Below are 13853 nucleotides of genomic sequence, written 5' to 3'. Positions count from 1 at the left end.
GCTATTTATTTTTTGCATTGTCGTTATTACGGGGTTCAATGATAGTGATTGACGGATGAGGCGGAGGGTTCATTCCCTCGCCCATATAAAAACCTGTATGCGGCGGTTGATTATAAGCAACATTCTGCCATACAATGCTGAGCCGGTATTGCGGATCCTGCATTAAGGTATAAAACTTATACGTAGTGGGAATAGTGGTTGTAAAAATGCGGAGCTGCTGATTATCTCTGGTACGATAAATAATTTCTTCGCGCCAGTCGCCCAATATATCAGCAGACAAGCAAGGATTGGCCTTGGTGCCATTGTTATGCATACAATCAAAATCTCTTGCATCAAACATTTTACGGGTACTGCTGGTTGCATAATCCCATTTACCAACGAATGAACCGGAGAGGATCTCACTCAACACATCGCCATCCCAGAAAATCCCCATATTACATGCAGGCGTTTTTTCAGCGATCTGATTTCCCTTGCAATCGAACAAGCCGGTAATGCCCGCGCCTGCTACCCAACATTCATACCCTTTATAACGGGGATCTATATCCAACGCCAGCGCACGGCCAGGGCCTTCGCCATCTTCACCGGCCGCAATAGATGGCTTCTTCCAGATCACGTCGCCTGTTTTGGCATCCCGGAAATTAGCGCCGGCATCACCAAAACGCTCCTGCGTACCAAACACTTCCAGTCCGGGTCGTTCAGGATCGAGGTCAGATACATGCAGTGCATCGGCATGACCAATGCCAGTAGTATACAATCCTTTGCCATTATCATCAACAGTCATTTGTCCGTATACAATTTCATCTCTGCCATCGCCATCAACATCTGATACCGATAAATTATGATTGCCCTGCCCGGCAAAGGCAGGATAGCCTTTTTCTGTATCAAACACCCAGCGTTGGGTTAGTTTTTTGTCTTTATAGTCCCAGGCGGCCAGCACACTGCGACCATAATATCCGCGGCACATCACCAAACTGGGATGTACGCCATCGAGGTAAGCAACGCAAGCCAGGAACCTGTCGACACGGTTGCCATAATTATCGGTCCTTCCAATTCCCCAACCGTTTATACGGCCACGTAAGGGAACATATTCAGTAGTGAACACAGCAGCACCCGTTTGACCATCAAATATGGTCAGAAATTCAGGGCCTTCTAAAATGCGGCCCTGTTTATTGCGATAATCTTTTGTGGAATCACCTATTACTTTTCCCTGTCCATCGATGGTGCCATCCGCCGTTTTCATAGCTATTTCGGCTTTACCATCGCCATCGAGGTCATACACCATGAACTGGGTATAATGCGCGCCCTCGCGAATGTTTTTACCAAGGTTTATCTGCCACAGGAAAGTACCATCTAATGTATACGCCTGGAAGACGGGCGGATCGGTTATACCATGATGTGAATTATCATGGCCCTTGCCTGCCTGGTGTAAGATGATCTCGTATGTACCATCGCCATCCAGGTCGCCTACGCTGGCATCATTGGGCGTATAACCTGCCGGCGTTCTTAAAGGAATGGAAATATAACCTGGTGCAGCGGCCTTCACTGTACAGATGCGGGCATCTGTAATTTCTTTGCCATTTACTATGGCTGCAACCTGGTATGTATATGATTGAGTAGAATCTGTTTTTTCATCGAGCCATGAAGTAACTGCAGTGATGGGCGTTGTATTTAATTTAACAGCTTTGGCATTATTGGCCGAACGGTATAAATTAAAGGCAATATTTTCTTTATCTGTCGCCAGCAATCGCCAACTCACAAACATATTTCCTTTTCCATCGGGCGAAGCAACAATACCCCTGTTGAGAAATTCCATTTGCCGTTGAGAAAAAGTGGCTATTGGCAACATTAATAGCAGGAGAAATAATATTTTATATGGGCGAAGCATCTTTCAGTTTATGGTTTGTAGTTTATGGTTTGTGGTTCACTCGTTCCACATGGCCGCAATTTTTCAAATATCCCAATTGTGGACCCTGCATTTATCTCCTGGCCGTTGCGCAGGCTTCACTTTTTCATTTTTCATTCCTTACTTTTCATTCTTCATTTCTTCCAGTTGCATGCCATTCGAATTATTCACCAGCAGTTTCTCACCATCCGCGCCTTTTATAGATACATTTTTAAAGACCCAGCCGCCGCCATAATTTACCGAACCTGCTGTATTTCCCTGCACCTGCACATTGTTAAAATGGAAATCCTGTAACAAAGATTCTTTTAATCCTGTTGCAGTTACCACCCTTTTCACCCCCACTGCTTTTATATCAGAGATATATACCTGCCTGAAATGTGGAATGCCTTTTTCAACCGGTTCTACTTTGGTAAGCAATACTTTCCAGTGCTTCGGTAATGAATCATAGTTGTATCCTGCCGGTAAAGAAGAATAACTGTAGGCAGGGTTCCAGTTCATGGTAAATGAGAAGGCGGTGCCTACACTATCCATTTGTATGTTGCGGAAATGTATATCTTCTATGGTTCCTCCCCGGGTGGTAGCCGACTTTATAAGTAATCCATTACTGGTGCCTTTACCATATAAATTATAAGCATACACGTGGCGAATGCCGCCCGAAGTTTCGCTACCCAGGGTTAATAAGCCGCTCCCTTTACGGGCCAAACAATTGCGAATTACCACATACTCTGTCGGCTTGTTCACCCGTAGTCCATCCCAATCGCGGCCGGCTTTTAAACAGAAATCGTCATCATTGCAATCGATGTCACAGTTCTCGATCAGCACCCATGAAGAAGAATCTACATCTACCCCATCGGTACTCGGACCTTTTCCATCTTCATTGTTGCGAATAACAATTCCATCCACGGTAAGATGCGATGAATACAGCAATTGCACTGTCCAGAAGCCGGCATTCTTAATAGTAATTCCTTTAATAGAAATATCTGTTGCATTTTGTACGAGAATGGTGCGTACGCGTTTGGAATCGTAATCAACAATCCAGCGCAAGCCTTTGGGCTCATATTCCTTGCGCATGGCCCAGTATTTATCCCAGCAGAATTTACCACGGGCATCAATGGTTCCACTGCCGGTGATGGCCGCATTGGTTTGATTGATGACGTTAATGAGCGCCGCTGGCCATTGCGTTTCAATACCTGCAATACGGGTATTGATCTCGGGGTAATCGGCAAAGTCCTGGCTGCCGAGCAGCACAACCTCTTTATCGATCTGCAACTGCACATTGCTTTTCAAAAAAAGCGCACCGGTTACATAGCTGCCGGGGGCAAACACCACGATACCACCGCCCGCTTTGGCACAGGCATCAATGGCAGCCTGGATGGCTTTCGTGCACAGCGTTTGTCCATCGGGTATGGCCCCGAACTGATCAACGGAGAATTTCTTTTTGGAGGAAGGGAATTTACGGGCGCCTGTTTGCTTAATCCAGGCAGGTTCTTTGTTGCCCGGCAGTAATTTGTCTTGTTTGGCAACCGGCTGACCGATTGCGGGAATCACAATATTACAGGCGATACAGGCCAATATGGCAAATTTCAGTAAAGTCAACCGTTTCATCATGAGCTACGCAACCATTAAGGCTTGTAAAATTAGGTGAAACGGGTCGCCCACTATCCTGTTGCATCCTGAGCCCCTTATGTTCTTAATTGTTGCTTTTGAGCTATAAAGTTCAGTTTGTGGTTTGTGGTTTATGGTTTGTGGTTCATTAGGGCGAAACTCATATGCCCAGTCAGCAGGCTCAAAGCGCGCCAGCAGCCATAAACAACAAACAATAAACCATAAACTTATTGTTAAGACCACTATCTAAGTAACTTACGCAATTCTTTCTTAGTAATTGTTAATACCGTTCCATGGCGAATTCCTTTCGGCATCACCAGTTTATCTGAGATCTCCGTCCAGTTAACCAGGTCGTTTGAGGTAATGGCCCCGTATTGGTGTTGAGTGTACTTATCAAAATATACGATCCACTGGTCGCCCTGTTTTAATACGGTGGGCCCTTCTGCCCAATATTGACCGGTAATGGGGCTGGAAGGCGTGCCGTAGCCTGCCGTTAAGGAGTCGCTGTAGGCAATGCGCAAATTCTTCTGCGGCGGATAGCGCGTTTCATCTTTCAGGAACATCACGTACTGCTTATCACTTTTCTGAATGGTGGCATCAATGACATTAAAGCCCTGGTCGTACAAAACAGCGGCTTTACTGAAGGTGGTAAAGTCTTTGGTAGTTACATAATATAAGCGGTGGTTGTATTTGTTGTCGCCGGTAGAATCGCCCTTGGGAAAACGCCCGGGAATGGTAGTGGCCCAATAGATCATATATTGCTTTGTATCGGCATCATAAAAGATCTCAGGCGCCCAGCAGTTGAGTGCGGTTGGTTCATGCTCCATCACCGGGATGGCCTGTTGTTCGCTCCAATGCACCAGGTCCTTTGAGTTGGCGTAGCCGATGGTGCGTTCATTCCAGCTTACCGTCCAAACCATATGGAACAAGCCATCGGCTCCGCGAATGATGCATGGGTCGCGCATTAACTTGTCTTTTCCGGCAGTTGGTGTTAAAAAGGAACTGTCATTATTCAATGGCTGCCATTGTAAGCCATCGGTACTGTACGCGAGGTGCAGACCATCTTCACCATTGCCTTTGAAATAGGAAAAAAGATATATGGATTTTTTATTTTGTGCAGTGGCGATGGAGAACTGGGCCACGAGGAGGAGAAACCAACAAGATATTTTCATTATGTTAGTTAGTTATTGAGTTATTTAGTTCTTGAGTTCTTAACCTATTAACTTACAAACTTAATAACTTACTAACTAATTGTCTTTACTTGCTTTATTGCCCATTGTCAATTGCAAATTGACTAGCTGTTGGCTGCGTAGTAGCCAGACTTTCATTAAAGGAATGCAGCTTGGAAATGATCCTGGTAACGAGGTCTTTTATACCAATAATGGCTACTATTACCAGGAAGCTCAGTACAAACATACAGGAAGCAAACTGAAAGGGATCGATATCGCGCCATACAGAACCTGGTTGCTGGTCAATAACGGCAATACCGCGTAATTTGAATTCGATGAAAGCTCCGGTTACCAATAAGGTATTGAGAAAAGACGCTACGATAAAATAAGGCCAATTGTTTCGCATGGGAGGAAGATGTGACAGGTTATAAAATAATGGTTGAATAGCTACATGTTAATGTCGTCGTAATACACCAGGAACCACTTGCCATTTTTGAGCTTGAACCGGCGCTCTACTTTGAAGCCACTCTGATCGATCCAGAATTTTTCAGTGACCATTGAATCGGTCATGGTAAGGCTATGCCTGCATTCTGTTGTATCGGGGGTAAGACTGACCGGTGTTTTTAAAAACTCCCAGTTCTTTTTTGACCATCTGGTATTCTCCAGGTCGTTAACACATTGTCCATCTATGGGGAAGGGAATTCTTGTAAGCTGGAAGCTGGAATCGGAATGAAATTGCGTATTGAAGCTGTCGAATGATTCTGCGCCGGGAATGTTATTGATCGTTGCGATGGTGGGCGGGGCCTGAATGGGCATCGGCGCCTGCTTTTTATCACTTCTGCCACAGGCAAACAAAGCGCTTAACAACAACGGAAGAAACTGGTAAGGTTTCATAGCGATTAAATTAAATTTTAAATTAATATCACACCATCCGTGATTTAATATAAAACCAAATATTGTTCCTGTTCATGACAATGGGGAAAACTTGTTGCAAAGGCATGCAGCGAATACGACAAAAATATTCAGCTTACAATCCCTTCACCTGCTCCCAAACTTCCTTTACCACCGGTATACCGTGTTGCAGGTTTCGCTGCCGCGTTTGCATTACCCGTTCGCCGGGAAACGTGATGGACCTGTTGTTTTCTGGTATTGATCGATGATAATCTGCAATGATATTTTGAACCACCTGCGCTATTGCCGAATGATTGCCCAGCTTGTTGATATCAATGGCAATGAATACCTGTGAGACCGACATTTCTGATTGCTGTTTTGCCACTTCATGAACCGATAATCCGCCCGAAAGAACCGCCGCCAGTATATCCAGCAACAAGGCCAATCCGGCGCCTTTCCAGTAACCGATAGGCAAAGGCCGGCGGGAGGCGCGAATGGCGCCGGGATCGGTCGTGAGCTGACCCTTGATATCGAACCCACCGTATACCGGTAACTGTTCCTGTTTCATATCGGCCAGCTCCAGGGCGCCAAACGAATATTGCGACATAGCCATATCCAGCACAATGGCTTCCTGCTCATACGGCAATGCCATTACCAGTGGATTATTCCCGAGCTTATTGTCCACCGCTCCCCAGGCAGGCATCAGGTTGGTGGTGTTAGTCCAGCCGATAAATGCAAAACCTGCTTTGGCCGCCTGCCAGCCATAACTTCCCCCGCGCATCCAGTGGTTGGTATTGGCGAGCGCTACACAACCGATGCCATGCTGTTGCGCCAGTTGCATAACGCTGTTCGTGGCATGTATGGCATTCAGCGGACCCGGTCCCAGGTTGCCATCCCATTGCTGTACCCCACCCCACTGGTGCTTTAAAGAAGGGGTTGCATGGATATCGATGTATCCTTTCTGAATATATTCTATAAACCGGGGAAAGCGGTTAACGCCATGGGTATATACGCCGTCGATACTGTTATTGGTAAACAGCTCGGCGCAGGCCAGCGCGCGCTCGGCCGTAAAACCTTGCTTTAATAAAATGGAATTGAAAAGTTGCTGCATGTCCGCAGCCGGCACAACAATGGTTGGGTTCAACATGCTTACAAAATACGGATAATTTATAGGCCAGGAATTCTTTTACCTTGTAAGGTTCAGGGTGTATACCATCATTATTTTATCATTATATTCCCATTATTTCTCCATTCATTCTCCATTCATCTTCCATTAAATAATGAAGGATAAATGGAATAATCATGGATTTTCGATGATTATATAATGATTTTTGCTTATATTCTATTAAAACTAACAAGCCATGATCGTAACAGGTAACCCTTTATTAACCGGCGTCTCAGGAAAGTTGAAGAACCTGGTCGTAAAGCAGTACAAGGATAAAACTGTAGTAACTGCTGTACCAGATATGAGTGGCAGGAAGCTTTCCCAAAAACAAAAGGACGCTAACGAACGAATGCAATTTGCCATCATATCCGCCAAAAAAATTACCGCAGACCCCAGGCTAAAGCAGCGTGCCTGCGAATTGCTGCAAGTGCCGCCTAATAAAGTATTCCGGGCTATTGTAAAAAAATTCCTGCTTACAGATGGGTATGGGTCTATATTTGAAGAAACCGAACAGGAAATACTCGATAAAAAAACGTTGGCCACTTTAAAAGCCATAATAACCACTGAGATCCCCGACGCCGAATTAATGCTCTTCGGCAACCGCGCAAAAGGCGCTTATGACGCGCAAAGCGACTGGGACATCCTAATTCTTACCTCCAATAATTATCCGAAAACACGCAAATGGGAACTGCAGGAAAAATTGTTCAAAGTTACCATACAACAAGGCACACGCGTAAATATTTTGGTTGCACAAAAAGCCAAATGGCACACCGAACAGGATTATGAAACATTGAGAAAACGAATAGAAAAGGATCTGTTGCCGATAAAGTAATTGATTATCGGTTAGTTTTTTTATAGCCACAAAAAAAAAGCGTCCCGGCTAACCGGAACGCTTTATATTAATTAAAATTTCTTTTCTTGCCTTCGCTTGCAGCTTATCTTATAATAAACTTATACTTCCCCGATCCCAGTTTGAACACCTGCCGTCCATTCATATAACCCAGCGGTTTTATTTCGCGGTGCATCGCCAATGGCGTATTGCTTTCCAAAATGGTCTTGTTAGGCGGTGTGGGCAGGTAAACGGTAGCCGTTGTATTTACAGGGATCTGTATGGTAAATACGTGGAATGAGTACTGGTGGTCCCACTCAGAATAAATTCTTCCGTAGGGCGAATTAAAGTAAACATTTCCTTTATCCAATCCCAGGATCGGCTCGGGTGCAATGATGAAATTCTTATAGGCAACAGAGGTATCTTCCTGTTTAATACCACCGGCCCCGTCGAAGAACCATTGCATCAGGTGCCCCAGCATCAGGTGGTTGTTCGATACTTCTGGCAACGCAGCCCATGATTCGGTCAATGCAGTGGCGCCTTTGTCTAACTGAAAACCATAACCCGGCGTCTTTCGATCACTGGTCATATCATATATCATTTGTGCATTACCGTTCTTTGTCAACCCGTCTACAAGGAAGTGAAAGCCAATATCGCCGGCTGTCAGCGCGCTCTCATTGGCAATGATGTCGGTTTTCAAGGCATCAATTATGCCTGCTTTATTGGCATCTTCTACCAGTCCTACAGCCAAAGGCATGGTCATTGCCGTTTGACTGCCAGTTGCATATTTTTTAGAACCTGCATTATAGAATTTGGCATTGAAGGCTTTTTTAACTTCGGCAGCCTGAGATGCATACTGATTTTCTTCCGCTCCTTTTCCTAACATCTTCGCCATCTTCGATAGCAAAGTGAGATCATAATAATAGATTGCTGTAGCGGTGAGCTCTTTTGGTGTTAACTGCGACAATCCGGGCGGATTCGGTCCCAGGTCGTACCAGTCGCCCAAACCGTGCGACAGGATATTTCCATTGGATTTGCTTTTCAGGTAAGCCGCATATTTCGTCATCATGGGCCAGGCTTCCTGCATGACGGTTTTGTCGCCATACCATTGGTAAATAAGCCAGGGTAGAATTACCGAAGCACTACCCCACTCCGGTGAATCGCGGAAGTCTTTTGTGTCTTTATCAAACAGCACATACTCGGGTGCAATGGCAGGCACCAGTCCATCTGCCACCTGATCGGCCATCATATCGGCTACGATCTTTTTATACAAGGCGTAAATATCATAATTGAAATGGATCGATTCGCCCATCAGGTACGTTTGTTCCAACCAACCTAACTTCTCGCGGTGCGGACAATCACTCAGCACGCTTTGCATATTGCTTTTAATGGCCCAATCGATCAGTGCATAGGTTTCATTGTACAGATCATCCCGGCATTCGAACTTACCGATCTGCTGTGCAGCATTGCGTGTATGCAACATCTTTATATCAGTAATTACAGCCGTCAGCTTTTTCCCTTTAATAGTATCCGGTGCAGCATACGAAACTTCTGCGTAGCGGAAACCATAGTATGAAAAGCGGGGTGTCCATTCTTCATCACCGGTTCCTTTACAGGTGTAAGAATAGTAATAAGGTTTTCCGCTGTTCTTTTGGTTCACCCTTTTTTCCTGGGTAAGCAGTTCAGCGGGATGAATGCGGATCACCTGCCCTTTTTGTCCACGTACAGTAATTTTTATAATACCGCTTGCATTCTGACCAAAATCGAACAGTACGGTTGTATCACTATTCTTCGCACAGGTTTGTGGCGCAAACGTGGTCATCACTTTCACCGGGGCACCGGTTTCAGCAACCAGCTTGCCAGCAGGCGCTTTAACCACTACGGCAGCTTTCCACGCGCCATCGTTGAAAGTGGCTTTATCCCAACCATCCTGTTCAAGGGTGGCATTGTAATCTTCACCGGAATAGATACTCGAAAATGTGATCGGGCCTGGCGCTGTTTTCCAGCTATTATCTGAAATAACTTCCGACTTCGTGCCATCTGTATATTCCACCACTAATTTCATAATGAGCTTTGGATTTCCATAAGCCAGCAATGTTTTGCGGTAACGCTCATTGGGCACGTTGAAAAATCCATTACCAAGCATAACGCCAATGGCATTGTTGCCATTGGTTACCTGGCTGGTTACATCCAGCACATTATACAAAACGCGTTTATCGTAATTGGTCCAGCCGGGCGATAAAAACTGATCGCCTGCTTTAACACCATTGATATGCAATTCATATTGTCCCAAACCGGTAATAAAAGCAGTTGCTTTTTTAACCGGTTTGCTTACAGCAAAGTTTTTACGTAATAAAGGCAATACGTGATTTCCGCTAACTATTGACTTATATTCTTTGCTATTACCTGGCATATGAATACCGGGTACATACCGTTTGGCCGCATCCAGTTCATCATAGCCGATCCATTGTGCATTGCTCCAGTCGGCGGGTTGCATCAATCCCATTTGAAACCTGGCCGTATCGCTGCTCCATTCCGACATACCACCCTGGTTGTCCCATACCATTACTTTCCAGTAATAGGTTTGGCCAGCCTGCAGGGGTTTGCCGGCATAAGGTACCCACAGCGACTGTTCGCTGTTCACTTCCTTTGTGTCCCACATATTACCCGTAGCCAACGTTAGTTTCGACGGGTCGTCGGCCACCAGGATGCGATACCGGGTTTGCATAACGCTTCTTCCAGTACTTGTTATTTGCCAGCTTAACCGGGGTTGCAGTGTTTCAATACCTGCTGGATTGGTAAGGTTTTCAACACGCGGATTTACCACGACGGGTTTTGCAGTTTGTGAGAAAACGGGTACTATACCAACCAACACTAAGAAAGAGGTGATGAGTGTACTTTTTTTCATAATGCCTTATAAGATATTGAACGGATTTTGTTTTATGGACTAATTGCGAAATCCTCTACAGAAAACGCTATAAGTTAACCATTATTATATTAAAGCAAAATTGGCATTCGTAAATATACGAATACACCTATAGTAATAATATCAGGGGAATAATGTTGGGGACTGTTCCCCGCTGGGCGAGGTCAAAGTAAGAAGAAAAATGGGAAACGGCAAATAGGTCGTGAATCGGTCCCCATAGCTATCGGGATGAATCGTGAAACGTGAAACGGCAAACGTGAAACCAATTGCCGGTTACCATTTAGTTTCCAGATGCCAATTGTTCCCTATTATTTATTGCTTATTGCATATTGGTTATTTGCCGGCTTACGGTACTACTATCGCCGCCTGTTGTGTCACTCACTTGTACTTTCTGTTCTCTATTCGGCAATGGATTTCACTTTCTCATTTCTTATTTTTCATTCTTCATTTTTCATTCTCTTTACTCCCCTAATTTCCATCCGGTTTCACAGCAGTTACAAAGCTGCTCAATGGCCAATAAAAACTTTCTACAGCATCGGGATGCGCCGGATCAAACGCGATCTTTTCTTTCACCAGGTATTTTGCAATAGGCAACCTGGCTTCAGCCATTCCTTTTACAACACATCGCGCCAGCTCATACGCGCCATACGGGCTGAAATGCGTGTTATCGGCCAATGCCTTGTCCTGACCGGGAAACGTATTGGCAGCATAATGCACAAAAGCCCTGAGCGATTGCTCCGGTCCCCAGGCTTCGAATAATGTTTTACTCATGGCGTTCAGATCTATCAACGCTACTTTTTCTTCAGCCGCCGTTTGCCGCATAGCTTCCGGATAATCGGCCAGTGTATTTATAATATGCCCGGTTGAATCAAAGTTCCGCCGATGCATAGAGGTCACCAGCACCGGCGTCATGCCTCTTTTGCGGGCCCCGGCAACCCATTCTTTGATGGTTTGTTTATACGTTGTGAACGGGTCTAAATGATTGCCGCCAGGTTTCTGATCATTGTGCGTGAATTCGATAAATAAATAATCACCGGGTTTCGACAAGCTAAATATTTTCTCAAGGCGACGCTCCCTTGCAAAGGCTTTCATCGTTTCACCCGATTCGGCATAATTGGCAACGGCAATAGTTCCGGGTTCAAAAAAACGCGGGATCATTTGCCCCCACGCCGCCCAGGGTTCGCGGCTTTGATCAACAACCGTTGAGTTCCCTGCCAGAAAGATGGTCGTTGCTTTTTTATTTGGTGTTATCTCTACCGCACATACTTTAGGCACTGAGTCGTTGAATTCAAGTGTAAGCAGGTTGTCCCAATGCAGGTAACTGCCTTCACGTGGTTTCAGCTTCACATTACTGATCACAGCCTGTTTCGCATCGCGGATCATGCTGTCTTTTACATGAACTGTAAAAGTTTTTGTAACCAGTTTACCAAAGTCTGTGCGAATGTTTTCCAGCATCAAACGTCTGCATTCTGCACGAACGGTGGTAGCTGAATTTCCTTTGGTATCGCCCAGCATTACTTTTACATCATAATTACCGTCGGGCAATTTTACAGAGAAATAAAAAGGCTTTGAGCTGGTAATGTAATCACCGGTCAATGCGTTGCCGCCCCTATCGATAGCTTGTACTTCCGATCCCTGATCGAAACCATAACCGGTCTTGTATGAGAAGGTAGTAGTTGGTGTAACGGCGATATACCCTTTGGCTGCTTTGTTAATACCAAAGTCGAATTTGTAGCTTGTGGTTTGGGATTTAGCAATTATAGTTGTAATCAGCAATAGTGAGACACCTATCAATTTCATAGCAACCGTTTCTTAGTTATTGAGTTATTTAGTTAATGAGTTAGTAAGTAATGAACCAAAGAACTTATGAACTTAATAACTCAATAACTTACGAACTAATTACTTATAATACTGCAGTGAACTGTCGTTAATCTTGAATGGATTATTCTTAACGAGTCTTATCATCTCCGCTCCCGCAAGCAACACCGGTCCATAGCCATGCGCAGCATACACATTCACCGGGCGATGATAATAAAACGCCGGATCGAACGCCATGCCTGTTCCCACACAAACTCCTTCTACCTGTCCGGTTGCATTTACTTTCGTAGTCACTGCATTCCAGGCCAGCATTGCCATAGGCGCATATGCCTTTGCATCGAGCCAACCCTTGTTGCAGGCATGTGCAATGCAGTATGCATAAATAGCGGTGGCCGATGTTTCCAGGTACGAATCGGTGCGGTTCAGCAACTGGTGCCAGAAGCCTGAACCCGATTGATGCGCCGCCAATCCTTTTGCATGCGCCTGTAATTGCTGTAATACAAATGAACGGCCGGGATGATTCTCCGGCAGTACATCCAGCAATTCTACCATGGCCATAATAGCCCAGCCATTGGCGCGCCCCCAGTAAAACATCGGATGCGGGTTCATATCCTGTACCCAGCCATGCATGTACAATCCCTTTTCTTTATCGAACATGCGCTGGGTAAACTGGCGGATCTGTTTTACTGCATCATCATAATACACTGTTTTACCTGTGAGCTTTCCCATTTGCGCCAGCGCGGGCACGCTCATATACAGATCATCTAACCAGATGGTATTTTTCTGCGGCCGGTTGCGCGCCAGCGTACCATCGGGCAAACGAAATTCTTTCGTGCTTATGTAGTTGATGAAATTATCAATAAGCGGGCGAAGCTCTGTATTCAAACCGCTGCGCGTAGCTTTGATCATTGCTGCGCATACGGCGCCGGCATCATCCAGCGCATGCGGTTCAATGGGTTGACGAAATACATAATTGCCTTTTAAGGAACCATCGGCCACTTTCTTTTTTATAGCAGGTACCCATTTGGCGATAAACGACAAGCGTTGTTTTACGTATTCGCTGTACCGGCTGTCGCCGCTGGTTTCAGCCGCCAGTAACATCCCGCTGTAAGTAACGCCCCACTCGTAAGCAGTAAGCCGGAAATCGCCGGGTTTTATACCATACGTTGTATCAAATTGAGAAGCATCGGTCACTTCCTGTCCGTTTTGCCGGTTGATCATGTGCGCCGGGGTAACAGCATCGAGATACGTATATACTTTATCCAGCACTTTTTTGATGTCGCCTTCACTCATTGCATTATATGGCACGGGATAATCGGGTTGTAAGGCATGTAATGGTGCGGTAACGTCGGTGCCGGGTTTGCCCTGGGAGAAAGTCGTCGTAGCTATAAACACTGATACGAGAAGTGAGCTTGTTATTTTGTTCATATGGTTGCTTATCGTGAATGGTCAATGGTGAATGGTGAATAATATCACGTTATAAACAATATGTTACAGGTTACAAGATACAGGTTACAGGGGTTTATTCCAAAAACTCAAAATCAAGT

10 protein-coding genes are annotated in these 13853 nt (G+C 45.2%); 1 reads left to right on the top strand and 9 read right to left on the bottom strand.

All coding sequences use genetic code 11. From position 1 onward, the window contains the following. Window position 1 precedes the first annotated feature (1 nt). The 6 genes from FAM09_RS29240 to yiaK all read right to left on the bottom strand — a co-directional run bounded on the left by FAM09_RS29240 (window position 2) and on the right by yiaK (window position 6715). On the bottom strand, window positions 2-1885 hold the full coding sequence (locus tag FAM09_RS29240) for a rhamnogalacturonan lyase (protein ID WP_136580713.1): 1884 nt from the start codon (window positions 1883-1885) through the stop codon (window positions 2-4). A gap of 138 nt (window positions 1886-2023) precedes the next feature. Beyond that, the gene (locus FAM09_RS29235; RefSeq protein WP_243751805.1) at window positions 2024-3511 is read right to left on the bottom strand and encodes a glycoside hydrolase family 28 protein; all 1488 of its coding nucleotides are present in this window, start codon (window positions 3509-3511) and stop codon (window positions 2024-2026) included. Window positions 3512-3750: 239 nt separating this feature from the next. Beyond that, window positions 3751-4680 (bottom strand): glycoside hydrolase family 43 protein, encoded by a 930-nt coding sequence (locus FAM09_RS29230; RefSeq protein ID WP_136580712.1) that lies wholly within the window; start codon window positions 4678-4680, stop codon window positions 3751-3753. A gap of 94 nt (window positions 4681-4774) precedes the next feature. Further along, window positions 4775-5083, bottom strand: coding sequence for a hypothetical protein (locus tag FAM09_RS29225; RefSeq protein WP_136580711.1), 309 nt, complete (start codon window positions 5081-5083; stop codon window positions 4775-4777). Window positions 5084-5124: 41 nt separating this feature from the next. After that, window positions 5125-5571 (bottom strand): hypothetical protein, encoded by a 447-nt coding sequence (locus tag FAM09_RS29220; protein WP_136580710.1) that lies wholly within the window; start codon window positions 5569-5571, stop codon window positions 5125-5127. Window positions 5572-5704: 133 nt separating this feature from the next. Beyond that, entirely contained in the window at window positions 5705-6715 is a 1011-nt protein-coding gene (yiaK, locus tag FAM09_RS29215) for a 3-dehydro-L-gulonate 2-dehydrogenase (protein ID WP_136580709.1), read from the bottom strand. 214 nt (window positions 6716-6929) lie between these two features. Between yiaK and FAM09_RS29210 the strand changes: the two genes are divergently transcribed. Then, window positions 6930-7565, top strand: a complete 636-nt coding sequence (locus FAM09_RS29210; RefSeq protein WP_136580708.1) for a nucleotidyltransferase domain-containing protein — start codon at window positions 6930-6932, stop codon at window positions 7563-7565. Between the two features lie 103 nt (window positions 7566-7668). Here FAM09_RS29210 and FAM09_RS29205 read toward each other — a convergent pair whose 3' ends face one another. From FAM09_RS29205 to FAM09_RS29195, 3 genes are all read right to left on the bottom strand, one after another. Next, window positions 7669-10470, bottom strand: a complete 2802-nt coding sequence (locus tag FAM09_RS29205) for a family 78 glycoside hydrolase catalytic domain (protein ID WP_136580707.1) — start codon at window positions 10468-10470, stop codon at window positions 7669-7671. A 486-nt stretch (window positions 10471-10956) separates the two neighbouring features. Further along, window positions 10957-12288 carry a rhamnogalacturonan acetylesterase gene (locus tag FAM09_RS29200; protein WP_136580706.1) on the bottom strand — a complete coding sequence of 444 codons (1332 nt, stop codon included), beginning with the start codon at window positions 12286-12288 and terminating at the stop codon, window positions 10957-10959. Window positions 12289-12387: 99 nt separating this feature from the next. Further along, the gene (locus tag FAM09_RS29195; RefSeq protein WP_136580705.1) at window positions 12388-13734 is read right to left on the bottom strand and encodes a glycoside hydrolase family 88/105 protein; all 1347 of its coding nucleotides are present in this window, start codon (window positions 13732-13734) and stop codon (window positions 12388-12390) included. Between the last annotated feature and the right edge of the window lie 119 nt (window positions 13735-13853).

It is taken from the genome of Niastella caeni (assembly GCF_004834005.1).
In the GTDB taxonomy this organism is placed as follows: domain Bacteria; phylum Bacteroidota; class Bacteroidia; order Chitinophagales; family Chitinophagaceae; genus Niastella; species Niastella caeni.
Note: the sequence above shows the minus strand (reverse complement) of the source record. Positions and strands in the feature narration are given on the sequence as shown.

Coding starts and splice junctions, on each gene's coding strand:
- FAM09_RS29240 (WP_136580713.1), bottom strand. CDS start 1,885: ATGCTTCGCCCATATAAAATATTATTTCTCCTGCTATTAATGTTGCCA.
- FAM09_RS29235 (WP_243751805.1), bottom strand. CDS start 3,511: ATGATGAAACGGTTGACTTTACTGAAATTTGCCATATTGGCCTGTATC.
- FAM09_RS29230 (WP_136580712.1), bottom strand. CDS start 4,680: ATGAAAATATCTTGTTGGTTTCTCCTCCTCGTGGCCCAGTTCTCCATC.
- FAM09_RS29225 (WP_136580711.1), bottom strand. CDS start 5,083: ATGCGAAACAATTGGCCTTATTTTATCGTAGCGTCTTTTCTCAATACC.
- FAM09_RS29220 (WP_136580710.1), bottom strand. CDS start 5,571: ATGAAACCTTACCAGTTTCTTCCGTTGTTGTTAAGCGCTTTGTTTGCC.
- yiaK (WP_136580709.1), bottom strand. CDS start 6,715: ATGTTGAACCCAACCATTGTTGTGCCGGCTGCGGACATGCAGCAACTT.
- FAM09_RS29210 (WP_136580708.1), top strand. CDS start 6,930: ATGATCGTAACAGGTAACCCTTTATTAACCGGCGTCTCAGGAAAGTTG.
- FAM09_RS29205 (WP_136580707.1), bottom strand. CDS start 10,470: ATGAAAAAAAGTACACTCATCACCTCTTTCTTAGTGTTGGTTGGTATA.
- FAM09_RS29200 (WP_136580706.1), bottom strand. CDS start 12,288: ATGAAATTGATAGGTGTCTCACTATTGCTGATTACAACTATAATTGCT.
- FAM09_RS29195 (WP_136580705.1), bottom strand. CDS start 13,734: ATGAACAAAATAACAAGCTCACTTCTCGTATCAGTGTTTATAGCTACG.